Below are 15550 nucleotides of genomic sequence, written 5' to 3' on the forward strand. Positions count from 1 at the left end.
ATTCACTTAAAACAATAAAAATGAAAAAACTAATCGTATTAAGCTTAAGTTTATTAGTATTCGCCAATGCCAATGCACAATGGGGGGATAAAAAAGTAAAAGGTAATGGAAATGAAGTTACCAAAGAACGGAACGTAGGAAATTATGAAAGCATTAGTGTCGCAGGATCTATGGATGTAACACTTGTGTCTGGAAGTGAAGGAAAGTTGACCATAAAAGCGGAAGAAAACCTTATACCTCATATTGAAACGGAAGTAAAAGATGGAAAACTTAAAATTAAAACAGAAAAAGGGTATAGCCTCCGACCTTCCGGAAATAAAAAAATACAAGTAACTGTTCCTTTTCGAGAGATTTCTGCCGTTTCTCTAGCGGGCTCAGGAGATATTGTTTCTAAAAACCCTATTAAAACCAATTCTTTTAAAGCAAGTGTAGCGGGTTCCGGAGATATAAACATACAGATTGAAGCAACCGATATTAAAGGAAGCGTTGCAGGTTCTGGAGATTTAAAACTAAGCGGGAAAGCTGTTAATTTTGATTGCAGTGTGGCAGGCTCGGGAGATGTTCATGCTTTTGAGCTAGTTGCAGATAACGTAGAGGTTTCTGTAGCAGGTTCTGGAGATGCTAGAGTACACAGCACAAGTTCTTTAAAAGCACGCGTAGTGGGTTCAGGAGAAGTTACCTATAAAGGAAACCCTGATAAAGTAGATTCCAAAGCTACAGGCTCGGGAACTATTCGTAAAAATGATTAATCCTTTTATAAAACAGGCTGGAAGTTTTTATCCAGTCTGTTTTTTTATACTATTTTTCATAGTTTTGGAAAAATACACAAAAATGAAAAAGCTCTTATTTCTTATTATCTTCCCTTACTTGCTGATAAACTGTAAACCGGAAACAAAAACCGCAACTGAGGATATAAAAAATCCTCAAACAAGAAATGTCAATAAAGATCCCAATAAAGCATTATTAGTTACCAGTGATGTGGATAATTTTTGGAATGCATTTGATAAAGCGTATGACACAGAAAAACAACAACTAAAAGAAGATGCCGTAACTATATTTGATACCTATTACTTAAAAAAAGGGAGTGAAGGGCTAAAGCAATTTGCAGAATGGAAATTTAGGGATTCGCTCCAATTCACCAATCAAATTGAAAAATATATAGATTACTACCTTTCTGCAAGGGAAAGTACCTTAGCGGTTACAAAACACACTGAAGCCATCAGGGATGCATACAGAAAATTTGATAACATCTATCCGGAAGCTGTCTTTCCAAACACGTATTTCGTAATAGGAATACTAAATTCAGGCGGTACCATATCAGATGAAGGACTTTTGATTGGTACTGAAATGTATGGAAGAACGGAGGAAACCCCTGTTGAAATACTGAGTGATTGGCATAATTCAGTCATTAAGCCCATAGAAAACATTTCCTATGTAACGGCTCATGAGTCCATTCACTACAATCAGAAATTAAAACCCAGTGGATCGTTACCCGACCTATTATCCAATGCCATTGTAGAAGGGGCTGCTGATTTTATAAGCAAATTAATTTCGGGAGGAAACTTCAACAACAGCCATATCCATGAATGGGCCAATAAAAGAGAAGCTGAACTTTGGAAGGAATTTAAAGAAGTTATGTATGAAAAAGAAGCTGTTAAAGATTGGATGTACAACAGTGTCAATGCCAAAGATAAACCAGCAGACCTTGGATACTATATGGGTTATAAGATCGTAGAACATTACTATAATAACACCTCTGATAAGGCTAAAGCCATCCGCGATATCCTTGAGCTTGAAAATGCTAGTGATTTTTTAAAAAAAAGCAATTACGCCTCTAAATTTGGCGAATAAAATTTTATAAAATTATAACCATCAACCCTATTTATTATGAATAAGATTCTAACATTACTTTTTATCGCGCTCGTTCTGATAAGTTGCAACAAAGAACAAAAAGAGGACCTTCTTGACATTACACTGGACTTTAATGGGAATAATCTGATTATCCATGCAGAGTTTAATCATTACAATGCAGAAAAGCAGATGGATTCCCTTCCTTTTTTGTTACATCCAAAATTTAAAATCAATTCCATTCAAGTGGAAAATTTAACGTCTTACGAATTTGTAGAAACAAATTACGATCCTAACTTATGGTTACACCTTGATAAGCCTGTAAAAGCAGGTGATGATATAAAAGTAACTTTTGACTATGAAATAGACCTCTCTGAGATGAATTACATTGATTCCGATTGGATCGAGCTTAACCTTGACAGGTACTGGTACCCGCATTACGGTAGCATGTATGATAAATTTATTTCAAATATTCATATAAAAAATCTCGACAATCGTTATTCGTTCGTTTCATACATGGATTCAGAGATTAAAGAACTGGCTGATGGCTCCTATAAAGTAACAAACACTAGACCCACTTTTGAAGCTTTTCTCTTAATTGGGAAAGATATGCGGTTCTGGGAAAGTGAAAAAGATGGAATTAAAATTGATTTTTTTGCCTCAGAAAAGGTTTCTGATTCGCTCCTCAATTCCATGAACACCAAAGTATTCAAAAGTATTCAACTATATAACAACACTTTTGGTACTGAAAAACCAATAACCAATTATAGAGTGGCATTGCGCAACACTACACAAGATCAAATTGGTTATCAATTTGCCAGAAATAATATGATGGTAACCGGTCCGGACTTTGATACCTACGGGGATTTAGCGCATGAAATAGGTCATTTTTGGTGGAAAAAAGAAGAAGAACATGTAAATGATCCATGGTTGAGTGAGTCATTTGCCAATTATGCCATGTTCATGGTCATAGAAGAATATGACAGCCCTGAAGAATATGACCGTCTTTTGTCTATCTACAAAAAAAGAGCCGAAGATTTGCCTCCAATAAAAGGAAACACCATGTTTTCAGAAAATGCTTTTAGTGTTTATTACATTAAAGGTTTTGTACTCCTTATGGAATTGGAAAAACGCATTGGTAGAGAAAAAATGATATCCTTATTGAAAGCCAGAATTGCTGATAAAACTGAGACTACAGACGAATTTTTAAGCCTAATGGAAAAAATACTTGGTAAAGAAGACAGGGACTTTTTTGAGAAACTCCTAGAATCTTAATAATTTTAAAATATACACAGGCTTCATTTATGAAGCCTGTGTATATTTTGGTATTCTAAATAAAAGCACTATCCCAAGAACAAAAAATACGCCTAAGAAGATGACCGAATTTCGCATACTTCCCGTAAGCTGTGCTATAAACCCATATAAAAACATTCCGATAACGATGCCTATCTTTTCAGCTACATCATAAAAACTAAAGAACGATGTCGTATCTTCTGTTTCTGGAAGGAATTTTGAATAGGTAGACCTCGATAATGCTTGTATACCCCCCATCACCATGCCCACAAATCCGGCAGCAATATAAAACTGCTGTGGTGTTTTGATGAAATACGCATAAATACATATCAACACCCATATGGCATTAATAACTATCAACGTTTTTATATTACCATATTTAAAGGAAGCCTTAGAAGTTAATGTGGCTCCTACAACAGCTACCAGTTGAATTAATAAAATACTGACTATAAGGCCCATAGTGCGTTCACTGTCACTTCCCCAAGCCAGTTCTTCTTCCCCAAAATAGGTTGCAATAAGCATTACTGTTTGTACCGCCATGCTATACACAAAAAATGCTCCTAAATACCTTTTCAGTTTAGGGGACTCTCCCAACCGGTGCCACACGCCTTTTAATTCCCTAAACCCCTTAAGAATAACCCTTTTTGTGGCTTTTTTACCCTGATCGTGCCCTTTTGGAAGGTAATAAAATGTATATTGACTGAAAGCCATCCACCAAACACCCGTCATTACAAATGCTAACTTGGTGGGCATCCCTGCTCCATCAAAACCAAACCATTCATATTTTAAAATCATGATAAGGTTAACGATCAATAAAATAACACTACCTATATAGCCCAATGAAAAACCTTTAGCACTGATACTGTCTTGTTGCTCTGCATAGGCAATGTCTGGTAAATATGAATTGTAGAATACCAAACTGTTCCAAAAACCAATAAGCCCTAAAAAGTAACATATCAATCCGAAATAAATATTTTCCAGAGAAAACCAATACAAACCAATACAAGAAACAGCTCCCAGGTAACAAAAAAACTTCATGAAAATTCGTTTGTTTCCTGTGTAATCGGCAATTCCTGATAATAGAGGGGAAAGAAACGAAACCACTAAAAATGCAGCAGCGGTTACGTAACTGATTAATGGTGCGCGGGTAATGAGCCCTCCAAAAATTTCAATTTTTTCAATATTGGCCTCCCTAAAAAGAGCTCCGTAAAAGAGCGGGAAAATTGCCGATGCAATAACCAAACTATAAACAGAGTTGGCCCAGTCATAGAAAGCCCATGCGTTGAGCAGTTTTTTACTTCCTTTTGGTAGCGCGGTTGTTGTTACAAATGATGCCATAGATGTAATTAAAAAAGCTGTTCATTGATTTATGAACAGCTCCTAATTTAAACATTTATTTTTACTCCAAATGACAATTGTTGTTATTGGAATTTAGTCACTCCAAATTTTTTGGCTTCTTCCACTGCTTTTGGTGCTAACGCAGTCAAATTTTGAATACGCGTTTCATTAGACGGGTGTGTGCTTAAAAACTCAGGAGGTGCTTGCCCTCCACTATTCACTTTCATTCTTTTCCATAGTTCGGCAGCTTCATACGGATTGTACCCTGCAATGGCCATAATTTGTATACCAATGGCATCTGCTTCACTTTCATGTTTTCGGCTAAAAGGGAGCATCACTCCTACCTGTGTACCAATACCATAGGCTTGCAACCAAGCATTCTGGGCTTCCGCTGATTTTTCACTAGTCGCTGCAGCTACACCCACACCAACTAATTGTTGTAATGTACCTGCACTCATTCGCTGCGCTCCATGGTCAGCCAAGGCATGTGCCACTTCATGTCCCATAACCACAGCCAAACCAGTTTCGGTTTTTGTGATGGGTAAAATCCCTGTATAAAAAGCGATCTTCCCTCCGGGCATGGCCCACGCATTTACTTGATCATCTTTTATTAAATTGTATTCCCAACGATAGTCTTTTAAATAACCGGGGTAGCCATTGGCTGTTAACCAACGGTCTGCTGCTGATGCAATGCGCGCACCTACCTTTTTCACTAAAGCAGCATCTGAGGTTCCCTTTATTACGTTACTTTCATCAAGTACTTGATTGTATTGCTGGAATGATGTGGGAAACAACTGGCTGTTACTTACAAAGTTTAATGTTTTTTTACCAGTAAACGGATTGGTTTTACATGATATAATAAAAGCTAAAATCAGTAAATATGATGCTCCTTTTTTCATAGTAAATATCTAATTTATTTGATTAAAAATACAAAATATTGTTTCTTAAACATATTACTATATAAAATATATTTAGAAATCTTTTTTTAATAATCACTCTTTCTAATTTAGCTTTTTACTGATCTGAAAAGAAAGGTTCAAAAATATGTAAATTGCAATTCAATAGTACTTACAAATATGGCTATCCCAAAAGGCAATGATATTTACCGACAGACTTTAGAAGTCCCAAAATGGATTCGCTATACAGGAAAGTTTTTACAGTTTATTTCAATATCCTTGGCTACCAGGTACGCCGCTAAATTATTTATGACCCCTTTTAAGTATAAAATACCAAAAAGGGAATCTCATATGGACCAACAAAGTAGACAGGAAAAACTGATTGTACCACAAAACCATAAAGAAATAGTAGTGTACAACTATGGTAGTGGTACAAAAAAAGCATTGTTAATCCATGGATGGAGTGGACGCGGAACCCAATTGGTCAAAATAGCCGATATGCTCTTAGATTCAGGGTATCAGACTATCAGTTTTGATGCCCCTGCCCATGGAAAAGCTTCGGGGAAAACTACCCATATGAAAGAGTTTATGGAAGCTGCGCTGTATTTGGATGAAAAGTATGGGCCTTTTGATATTGCCATAGGGCATTCACTTGGTGGGATGACTATTCTAAATGCCATCAAAAGAGGTTTGAAACTTCGGAAAGTTGTTACCATAGGAAGTGGTGATATTGTCACGGATATTATGGACGATTTTGTACATAAATTAGGGCTTAAACCTGAGATCAGTGAGCGAATGCGAAATTATTTTGAAAATCAATTTGGAGAACGAATGAATGACTATTCAGCGAGTTATGCTGCTAAGAAGGTAACCATCCCTGTGTTAGTCGTTCATGATGAACATGATGAAGAAGTTCCGGTAAGCGCCGCGATACACATTCACGAAAACCTGAAAAACAGCCAATTATTTACTACAAAAAATTTAGGGCACCGAAAGATTTTAGGAAATGGCACAGTTATTGAAAACATCCATAAGTATATAACTAACACTTAAAATTTTGCATTATGAAAAATAGTATACGATTTATCTTGCCTACCCTCGTTTTCTTTTTTGTTGCCTGTGAAGGCGATCCAGGACCTCCAGGACCAGAAGGGCTTCCGGGAATCAATATCCTAGGAAGTGTTTTTGAGGTAGAAGGCAGTTTCAATGCCGCTAATGATTTTTCATTATTTTTTGATTTTCCTACTTCCATAGAAGTATTTGAGTCAGATATCGTACTGGTATACCTTTTAGAAGATGTTGTAGATGATGGAAATGGCGGTACCGCAGATGTATGGACACCGTTACCACAAACATTTTTTGTAAATGGAGGTCTTCTACAATATACTTTTAACAATACCTTTTTTGACGTATTGATACTTTTGGATGCTAATTTTGACTTAAATATAGCCCCGGCAGCATTTACACAAAATCAAATATTTAGAATAGCCGTCGTTCCCGCTGAATTTGCAGAAGACCCCAATATAAATCTCAGTAGTCTTAGTGACGTAATGAATGCACTGGATATTAAAAACAGTGATGTTATCTCTCGAAGGTAACCTAATTCAATACAATTTTTATATACCAAGATTGTTTAGAGTTGATCTCTAAACAATCTTTTTGTTTTTTTAATATTTGATTTATAGTTAATTATATGTATATTTAAACTTCCCCTCCACTACGACCATCTTCTTTATTCTATATATTGCTAAAAACAACCAAAGTAAGTAACCAATAAACCAATTATAATCATGAGAAAATTATTTTTCATCGCATTGTTGCTATCATTTATTACCAATGCACAAGACAATCAAGAGGCTGTTATTTTTGAAAATGTGATGCTTACCGTACAGCCGGGAAAATCAAAGCAATTTGAAAAAGCCGTTGCCTACCACAACAAAAAGTTTCACAATCAAGATGCATATGGATGCAGGGTCTATTGGATAGCTTCGGGGCCCAATTCAGGAAAATATATTTGGTCCATGCCTTCTACATGGTCCTCTATGGATACCCGTCCACAAGATGAGAATGGGCATAATGACGATTGGGCTGCCAATGTAGAACCCACATTAAAAGCTGAGGTACATACCTCTTATTGGAAGACCAATGATAAGCATTCCAGGATCCATAAAGATTTTAAATTGGATAAACTTCTTATTACTTTTTTTGACATAAAAAGAGGAAAGGGAAAAGAAGCCATGGATTTAATTGCAAAAGTTAAAAAAGTGTATGCAGAAAAAATTCCAAATGAAACGTATGGTGTTTATACCAATGAAATGGGAAGTACCAAAGAAGGTAGGGATCTTGCGCTTGTTTGGTTTTTTGAGAAATCTTCATGGATGTCTGATGATCATGAGTTTCCCAAAAAATATGGGGAGATGTATGGCGAAGGGTCATGGGATACATTCTTAAAAGAATGGTATGATGCCACAAATGGAAGCGAAACGGAATTATGGGTCTATCGCCCAGATTTAAGTGGTTTATCTGCTGAAGTTGTTGCTGCTAGTAATTAAAAAACTAAAATAGTTCTCTTGTCTGTACCCAGGGGTACAGGAACAAAAAGTGATTTGTTAAACCTCACAAGCTTATGGAAGCTTGTGAGGTTTAACATTTTAAATTGGTAATATCACCTTAAAAATTAAGAGTTATTTAAAATAGTTTCGCCCTTACAATTTGTAACTTTATCAAAACTTAAAAGGAGTATGAAAAAAATCGCTTTATTAATCACTCTTTCATTAATTTTCAACTGTAATGGCAATGCTCAGAAAAAAAAAGAAAAAACAGAAGAAAAAAAAACCTATAAAGTATCTAAACCTGATGAGGAATGGAAAGCGCAATTGTCAAACATGGAATATTATGTGTTGCGCCAAAAGGGTACCGAGAGGGCAACTACAGGAATCTATAATAAATTTTATGAAGAAGGCACGTATGTATGTGCTGCTTGTGGTACAAAATTGTATGAATCGGAATACAAATACGATAGCGGGAGCGGATGGCCAGCTTTTGACCGTGGATACGATGAAAATATTGAATATAAAATTGATACCTCGTTAGGAATGACACGTACTGAAGTATTATGTGCCTCTTGCGGCGGGCATTTGGGCCATGTTTTTGATGATGGGCCACGTAATACTACCGGAAAACGCCATTGTGTAAATTCAGTCTCCTTAAATTTTATTCCTGCAAAAAATGAAAATTAATAAATATCCTATATCAAAAACCGAAGAAGAATGGAAAGCTCAACTTTCCAATGAAGAATATCGTGTGTTGAGGCAAAAAGGGACGGAATACCCACATACCGGAAAATACAATCTCCATTTTGATGATGGTAGCTATACTTGCAAAGGATGTGGAACGCAGCTTTTTGAGAGTGGTGCTAAATTTAAAAGCAATTGCGGATGGCCCTCTTTTGACGATGCCATGGAAGGTACTATTGAATATCGTATAGACAAATCACATGGAATAATACGAACCGAAATCGTATGCGCGAATTGCGGTAGCCATTTAGGGCATGTTTTTGACGATGGCTCTACTGAAACAGGACAGCGATATTGTGTTAATTCAGCTAGCCTTAATTTTAAAAACACAAAAAATGATGCATGAAAATTATTTGGATAGTGCCCTTAAGCTATTTCAATACTATAAATCATTAGGGAATAAAACACTGGCACTACTTACAGATGACAACATCCATTGGCAGAGTAGCGAGGAAAACAACAGTATTGCCATTATTGTAAAACATATTGCGGGGAACATGTTGAGCAGATGGACCAATTTCCTCACCGAAGATGGTGAAAAAGAATGGCGTAACCGTGATGATGAATTTGAGGATACCTACGCTTCAAAAGAAGAAATGATGGCGCATTGGGAACAGGGATGGAATTGCTTGTTTTCTGCCTTAAATTCCTTAAACCCTGAAGATTTTGATAAGATTATCTATATTCGAAATCAAGGGCATACTGTGGTAGAGGCTATCAATAGGCAACTGGCTCATTACCCTTATCACATAGGTCAGCTCATTTATATTGCTAAAATATTGAAAGGAAACAATTGGCAATCACTCTCCGTTCCGAAAGGGCAGTCTGAGAATTATAACACGGGAAAATTCAGCCAAAAAAAAGAAAGAAAGCATTTTACGGATGAATACATCAATCCATCCGAAAAATAGCTTCCTTTTTATTAATCAACACTTAGATCTATTCCCAATACCTTCACTAGAAAAGTAAGCTCGTCAGTTCTGGAATCGAGCCTTTGTTCTTTCGTAGTACCAAAGGTATGTGCTGCTCCATACATCATTTTCAATAGTATAGGGTTCTCTTCACATGTAGAGTTTGTTTGTAACGCTGCGGTATATTTATAGGCGTGTAAAGGTGGGGTTGTATCATCCTCATCCCCTATCATGATAAGCATTGGAGGATAACATGTCCCTTCTTTAATATTATGATATGGAGAGTACGACTTTAATATTTCATACTCTTCCTCAATATCTGGAGAGCCCAATTCTTGTATCCAATGATTTGCTCCTGTGAATTTAGGATACCTTAGCATATCCATTGCCGGCCTGTCAATAACGCTAGCTCCGTACAATTCAGGATTTTGATTAATAGCAGCCCCTACTAAACTAGCACTTATACTTCCTCCATTAGCTACTAATTTTTTAGGATGAACATATTTATTTTCAATAAGCCATTTAGATGCCATCACATAATCATCAATAGCATTTTGCCTATGCTGCTTTTTACCTGCCTCGTGCCATTCAAGTCCGTATTCTCCTCCTCCCCGTATTCCTGGTTGTGCATAAACTCCTCCCATTTCCAACCAAGTTATAACATGCTCTTGAAACCAAATAAATGATACCCATCCGAGTGCACCATATCCATATATAAATCCGGGGTTAGAACCATCCTTTTTAAGCCCTTTTTTATAGGTTATAAACATAGGCACTCTAGCCCCATCCTTACTTGTATATAAAACCTTTTCAACTGCATAGTCTTCTGCTTTCAGGGATTTTAAAGAACGTTTAAAGACAGCTACCTTCTCTGAACCTAAATCTAATTTATATATGGAGCTTGGGTCAATTAATCCTAAGAAATTATAAAATACTTCCGTATCATCTTGCTCTCCTGTAAAACCTCCCCATACAGAACCTCCAACAGGTAAAATTGGCGAATACAGATATTCTCCTTTTATATCAAAAACCTTGATTAACGGCTCTCCGTCTTTAGTGTATTTGACAACAAATTTATCGGCAAAAAAGCCAATAGCATTACCTCCTGTTAAGCTACCTGCTCCTATAGCTTCTTTTGACTCAGGGATAATCTCATAAATACCATTATTTTCTTTTTTAGTGATATCTACCCCTATTACCCTGCCATTTGGAGCGTTCAAATCTGTGTAAAAGAAAAAATGATTTCCTGTGTTCCCTAAAAACAAATAATTCGCATTGTCTTCTATAAAAAGTGGAGTTATTGAAGTAGTATTATCAATCTTAGTGTAATATATTCTATTGGTAACTTTACTTCCTTCCCTAGCTTCAATAATCAAATAATTCCCTTCTCTACTAACCTTCGGCGTATATAGCCAATCTTCTCCTATAAAATTAGACGGTAATGTAAGTACATCTTCTGATTGTTCTGTTCCGATCTTGTGATAATAAATAGCCGCATTTCCGGTTGGATTTGATAATGTTTCTTTGTTTTCAGGAGTTTTAAATTTACTATAATAAAATCCTTCGCTTTTTTTCCATACCGGGCTCCCTCCTATTTGATGCAATCCTTTCACAATTTCCCCATTACTTCTATTTGCTATATTATAAGTCCTTAATTCATACCATCTCTGCTCCCCTTCAGAAACGTTATATGTCAACCATTGGCCATCCATGCTCATTGTTAATACGGGATTGGCTCCTCTATTGGCAATTCGGACATCTTCATTATCGAATTTTGGATCTAATAGCAACTCTTCAGGTTCCGCTCCTTTTTGCACATAAATTTTTGGTTCCGATGCTCCTACTGACACTTTCGTGAAATAATAACTTTCTCCTCTTTTTATAGGATTTGAGTAACTATCATAATCTACATATTTTTTTAATTGATTTTTAATCTTATTTCGAATAGGCCCTTCTAAATATTCTTGTAACAACTTATCTTGTTCCTCAACCCATTTCTTAGTCTCCGGGCTATCCATAGCTTCCAACCATTGATATGGATCGGCTACTTCATCTCCATGGTAACTATCGTAATGGGTTATCTGTTTACTTTCCGGATAGTTTATTTTCTGCTTATACTCCTGATTACAAGCTATTCCTAAAATAGCTAAAAACAATAATGAATAATTCGATTTCATATACTTTTGATTATTATTTGGTACGAAGTAAAATATTATTATTGTTTTTCTCGACCGAGCCGATACGCTAGGTCTTATTTTAGGGAATATTTGGCTATTTTTACGTTAATATTTTCGCTATGAACCAATTATTATTGTTAGGGGCCGGACAAGGAGTTTTTATTAGTTTTTTCTTGTTGACACATATTAGAGGGAATATTAAGGCAAATCGATTGCTTGCGGCTTTAATTTTATCATTTGCTTTTTATATTGCTGTTCCTGTGCTTTACCAAACAAATCCTGATGATTTTTCACACCTTATAGGGATTGCGTTTATTCCTATTTTTTTGTTTGGGCCCCTCACCTATTTATATACTATAGAATTAACAGCCACTTATAATCTTAATTATAAAAAATGGCTACATTTCTTACCTGGAGCCCTAATTCTACTTTATTTCTTGCCGCATTATTTAAGTAGCTCAGGTGAAAAAATTGAATTCTTAAATAAGATAAAGGCTGAGGGATTGCCAACAAATCTAGTTTTAATATGGGGGCTTGCATGTATTCAAATCATTATATACAATTTTCTTTCAATAAAAATGCTAAAATCATATCAGGCATATTTACTTGAAAATTTCTCTGAAATTAGATTTATAAATTTAAAATGGTTGGTATTTTTCATGTATTTCAACGTATTTGTATGGATCATTTATACGGTGATTTTTTTAATTAATTTAAAGGTTGAAATTGACCCCTTTGGGGTAGCAGATAAGTTATTCAATTTAATGCTTGTTGTTTTTATATATGGGATTAGTTATAATATCCTTATGAGACCCGAAATATTTTCGGGAGTTATAAAAAAAGTCCCCTCCCACGAAAACAAGTACAAAAAAAGTGCTATTAAAGAAAATGAAGCTAAAAAAATATTGAATACCCTGAAGCATTTTATGCAAGAGAAACGGCCTCATCTTGACCCCGATATTACATTGAATGATTTATCAAAACAAGCCGGAATTAATGATAAATACTTGAGTCAGGTAATGAATCAGCTATCCGGTATGAATTTTTATGGTTTTGTTAATTCTTATAGGGTCAAGGAAGCCCAAAACCTACTAAAAGAAAATCCAGAAGCAACCATGCTGGCCATTGCTTTTGATGCAGGCTTTAAATCAAAATCGACCTTTAATGATGCTTTTAAAAAATTTGCAGGCATGACTCCTTCGGAATATAAAAAAACAATAAAATAAAAGATCTAATAAATAATTGTTGTTTTATAAATATAGTCTTTAAAAACATATTATGTAACTTCGTAGCCTCAAAAATTAGATACTAAATTTTATACTCATGAGTACATATGACGTAATTGTTTTAGGAAGTGGCCCCGGGGGGTATGTTACAGCTATTCGGGCATCCCAATTAGGGTTAAAAACCGCTGTGGTAGAAAAAGAAAATCTGGGAGGTGTATGTTTAAATTGGGGGTGTATCCCAACAAAAGCACTTCTCAAATCAGCACAGGTTTTTGAATACCTAAAACATGCCAACGATTATGGCTTAACAATCAAAGAATATGGCAAAGATTTTGATGCAGTCGTAAAACGAAGCCGCAATGTTGCTGATGGAATGAGCAAAGGTGTTCAATTCCTAATGAAAAAAAATAAAATTGATGTGTTGGAAGGTTTTGGTAAAATAAAACCTGGAAAAAAGATTGATGTTAAGGATAAAGACGGAAAAATTACCGAATATAGTGCCGATCATATTATTATTGCTACTGGTGCACGGTCTCGCGAATTACCAAGCCTCCCACAGGATGGCAAAAAAGTGATTGGCTACAGAGAGGCTATGACTTTGCCTAAACAGCCTAAAAAAATGATTGTTGTGGGAAGCGGTGCCATCGGCATTGAGTTTGCTTATTTTTATAACTCCATGGGAACTGAAGTGACGGTAGTAGAATACATGCCCAATATTGTTCCTGTGGAAGATGAAGATATCTCCAAACAACTGGAACGAAGCTTTAAAAAAGCAGGGGTTAAGATTATGACCAATGCTGAAGTTACGAAGGTGGATACTTCTGGAAAAGGGGTAAAGGCTACCGTAAAGACAAAAAAAGGAGAAGAAGTTTTAGAAGCTGATATCTTATTATCTGCTGTAGGCATTAAAACAAATATTGAAAATATTGGGATAGAGGATGTTGGTATTGCAACAGACCGTGATAAAATATTGGTCAATGATTATTACCAAACGAACATTCCTGGTTATTATGCCATTGGCGATGTAACTCCCGGACAAGCACTTGCGCATGTAGCCTCTGCTGAAGGAATCCTTTGTGTAGAAAAAATTGCCGGAATGCATGTAGATCCATTAGATTATGGAAATATTCCTGGGTGTACGTATTGCATGCCAGAAGTAGCATCCGTAGGGCTTACTGAAAAGCAAGCAAAAGAAAAAGGGTATGATTTAAAAATCGGAAAGTTTCCTTTTTCAGCATCCGGAAAAGCAAAAGCAGCAGGCAATGCCGATGGTTTCGTAAAAGTGATTTTTGATGCCAAATACGGTGAATGGCTGGGCTGTCATATGATTGGTGCCGGAGTTACCGATATGATTGCTGAAGCCGTTGTGGCGAGAAAGCTAGAAACTACAGGTCATGAAGTGCTAAAATCTGTGCACCCACATCCTACGATGAGTGAAGCTGTTATGGAAGCGGTGGCAGATGCTTACGGTGAAGTTATTCATCTATAAAACTTTTAACGGCAAGTACATAACCTTGTAGGCCAAAACCAATAATAATGCCTTTGGCATGAGGGGAAATATACGATTGGTGCCGAAAATCTTCCCGTGAAAAAGTATTGGAAATATGTACCTCTATAACTGGGGCCGTTATTGCTTTTACTGCATCTCCAATCCCCACAGAGGTATGGGTATAAGCAGCCGCATTCAAAATGATACCATCATAGCTGAAGCCAGTTTCCTGAATTTTATCAATCAACTCTCCTTCTATATTTGATTGAAAAGACTCCAATTCCACATTTTTAAAAGAAAATTGTAATTCCCTGAAAAAGTCATCAAATGTTTCATGTCCATAGATTTCAGGTTCCCTTTTCCCTAGAAGGTTCAGGTTAGGCCCATTTATAATAATTAGCTTCATTGCATACAGTTTTCGTAAAAGTATCAAAAATTAAAACATAAAAAAACGGGGGTATATTACCCCCGCCAAAATCTTCTATATTTTAGAAAATTAGTTAAAACGATATCCTATCCCTATGGTGAATGTGTTTATGTTAACATCATCTAAATCACGGATTACTTCAAACCCATAACGTACTTCAGCAGAGAAATTTGATGTAAAATCAAAACCAACACCTCCAGCAAGATCAATTCCAAATTTACCATCATCAACATCATCTTCTAAAATATAGTTGATCTGTGGCCCGCCTTGCAGGTTTATTTTATCAGCAACATAATACTTGAACATCATTGGTACATACAATGCATTCAAATCTTCTACAATACTAAACAATGCAGAAGGTTCAAAGTCAAAGGTTTCACTTAAAGAAAATTGATAGCCTGCGCCAAAATAGATGCCCCCCTCACTATCAGACCCTAAACCATCAATGTCTATATTGACATTGTTATAACCTGCCTTTAAACTAAACCCTTCACGTTGTGCGTTAGCAGTTTGTACAAAGGCAAAAGCAGCAAAAGCAGCAAAAAATAATAACTTTTTCATAAATAGATGTTTTTAGATTAATAAAGCGAAATTAAAACATTTTTATGGAAATTGAACAACCCATATGAAAGATTTTTATAAAACAAAA

Annotated in this window: 16 protein-coding genes; 11 read left to right on the plus strand and 5 right to left on the minus strand. The window is 35.9% G+C overall.

Annotated features, from left to right (window positions below):
* Positions 1-20: 20 nt before the first annotated feature.
* The 3 genes from WBG21_RS07720 (at position 21) to WBG21_RS07730 (ending at position 3123) form a co-directional block, all read left to right on the plus strand.
* Positions 21-749, plus strand: a complete 729-nt coding sequence (locus WBG21_RS07720; RefSeq protein WP_340076524.1) for a head GIN domain-containing protein — start codon at positions 21-23, stop codon at positions 747-749.
* Positions 750-831: 82 nt separating this feature from the next.
* Entirely contained in the window at positions 832-1851 is a 1020-nt protein-coding gene (locus WBG21_RS07725) for a gliding motility protein GldB-related protein (RefSeq protein ID WP_340076526.1), read from the plus strand.
* A 36-nt stretch (positions 1852-1887) separates the two neighbouring features.
* Positions 1888-3123, plus strand: a complete 1236-nt coding sequence (locus tag WBG21_RS07730; protein ID WP_340076528.1) for a M1 aminopeptidase family protein — start codon at positions 1888-1890, stop codon at positions 3121-3123.
* A gap of 27 nt (positions 3124-3150) precedes the next feature.
* Here the strand turns inward: WBG21_RS07730 and WBG21_RS07735 are convergent, their stop codons facing one another.
* Positions 3151-4479, minus strand: coding sequence for an MFS transporter (locus WBG21_RS07735; protein ID WP_340076530.1), 1329 nt, complete (start codon positions 4477-4479; stop codon positions 3151-3153).
* A gap of 83 nt (positions 4480-4562) precedes the next feature.
* Positions 4563-5378, minus strand: coding sequence for a M48 family metallopeptidase (locus WBG21_RS07740; protein WP_340076532.1), 816 nt, complete (start codon positions 5376-5378; stop codon positions 4563-4565).
* Between the two features lie 177 nt (positions 5379-5555).
* Here WBG21_RS07740 and WBG21_RS07745 point away from each other — a divergent pair, with 177 nt between their 5' ends.
* The 6 genes from WBG21_RS07745 (at position 5556) to WBG21_RS07770 (ending at position 9582) form a co-directional block, all read left to right on the plus strand.
* Complete coding sequence (locus tag WBG21_RS07745; protein ID WP_340076535.1) at positions 5556-6428, plus strand: alpha/beta fold hydrolase; 873 nt, start codon at positions 5556-5558, stop codon at positions 6426-6428.
* A gap of 11 nt (positions 6429-6439) precedes the next feature.
* The gene (locus tag WBG21_RS07750) at positions 6440-6973 is read left to right on the plus strand and encodes a collagen-like protein (RefSeq protein ID WP_340076537.1); all 534 of its coding nucleotides are present in this window, start codon (positions 6440-6442) and stop codon (positions 6971-6973) included.
* Positions 6974-7165: 192 nt separating this feature from the next.
* Positions 7166-7927: a hypothetical protein gene (locus WBG21_RS07755; protein WP_340076539.1), complete on the plus strand. Its 762-nt coding sequence runs from the start codon at positions 7166-7168 to the stop codon at positions 7925-7927.
* A gap of 189 nt (positions 7928-8116) precedes the next feature.
* Entirely contained in the window at positions 8117-8614 is a 498-nt protein-coding gene (gene msrB / locus WBG21_RS07760) for a peptide-methionine (R)-S-oxide reductase MsrB (protein ID WP_340076541.1), read from the plus strand.
* Positions 8604-9017, plus strand: a complete 414-nt coding sequence (msrB, locus tag WBG21_RS07765; protein WP_340076542.1) for a peptide-methionine (R)-S-oxide reductase MsrB — start codon at positions 8604-8606, stop codon at positions 9015-9017. Before msrB (WBG21_RS07760) ends, msrB (WBG21_RS07765) begins: the two co-directional genes overlap by 11 nt.
* The gene (locus WBG21_RS07770) at positions 9007-9582 is read left to right on the plus strand and encodes a DUF1572 domain-containing protein (RefSeq protein ID WP_340076544.1); all 576 of its coding nucleotides are present in this window, start codon (positions 9007-9009) and stop codon (positions 9580-9582) included. Before msrB (WBG21_RS07765) ends, WBG21_RS07770 begins: the two co-directional genes overlap by 11 nt.
* An 11-nt stretch (positions 9583-9593) precedes the next feature.
* On the opposite strand, the gene WBG21_RS07775 is transcribed toward WBG21_RS07770, so the two are convergent.
* The gene (locus WBG21_RS07775) at positions 9594-11759 is read right to left on the minus strand and encodes a prolyl oligopeptidase family serine peptidase (RefSeq protein ID WP_340076547.1); all 2166 of its coding nucleotides are present in this window, start codon (positions 11757-11759) and stop codon (positions 9594-9596) included.
* A 119-nt stretch (positions 11760-11878) separates the two neighbouring features.
* On the opposite strand from WBG21_RS07775, the gene WBG21_RS07780 reads away from it, so the two are divergent.
* Both WBG21_RS07780 and lpdA read left to right on the plus strand, forming a co-directional pair.
* Entirely contained in the window at positions 11879-12985 is a 1107-nt protein-coding gene (locus WBG21_RS07780; RefSeq protein WP_340076549.1) for a helix-turn-helix domain-containing protein, read from the plus strand.
* Between the two features lie 97 nt (positions 12986-13082).
* The gene (gene lpdA / locus WBG21_RS07785) at positions 13083-14474 is read left to right on the plus strand and encodes a dihydrolipoyl dehydrogenase (RefSeq protein WP_340076551.1); all 1392 of its coding nucleotides are present in this window, start codon (positions 13083-13085) and stop codon (positions 14472-14474) included.
* On the opposite strand, the gene aroQ is transcribed toward lpdA, so the two are convergent.
* Positions 14461-14880: a type II 3-dehydroquinate dehydratase gene (aroQ, locus tag WBG21_RS07790; RefSeq protein ID WP_340076553.1), complete on the minus strand. Its 420-nt coding sequence runs from the start codon at positions 14878-14880 to the stop codon at positions 14461-14463. The two genes, lpdA and aroQ, sit on opposite strands and share 14 nt — an antisense overlap.
* Positions 14881-14970: 90 nt before the next feature.
* On the minus strand, positions 14971-15462 hold the full coding sequence (locus tag WBG21_RS07795) for a porin family protein (RefSeq protein WP_340076555.1): 492 nt from the start codon (positions 15460-15462) through the stop codon (positions 14971-14973).
* Positions 15463-15550: the final 88 nt, after the last annotated feature.

Source organism: Leptobacterium meishanense, from assembly GCF_037645805.1.
Lineage (GTDB): Bacteria > Bacteroidota > Bacteroidia > Flavobacteriales > Flavobacteriaceae > Leptobacterium_A > Leptobacterium_A meishanense.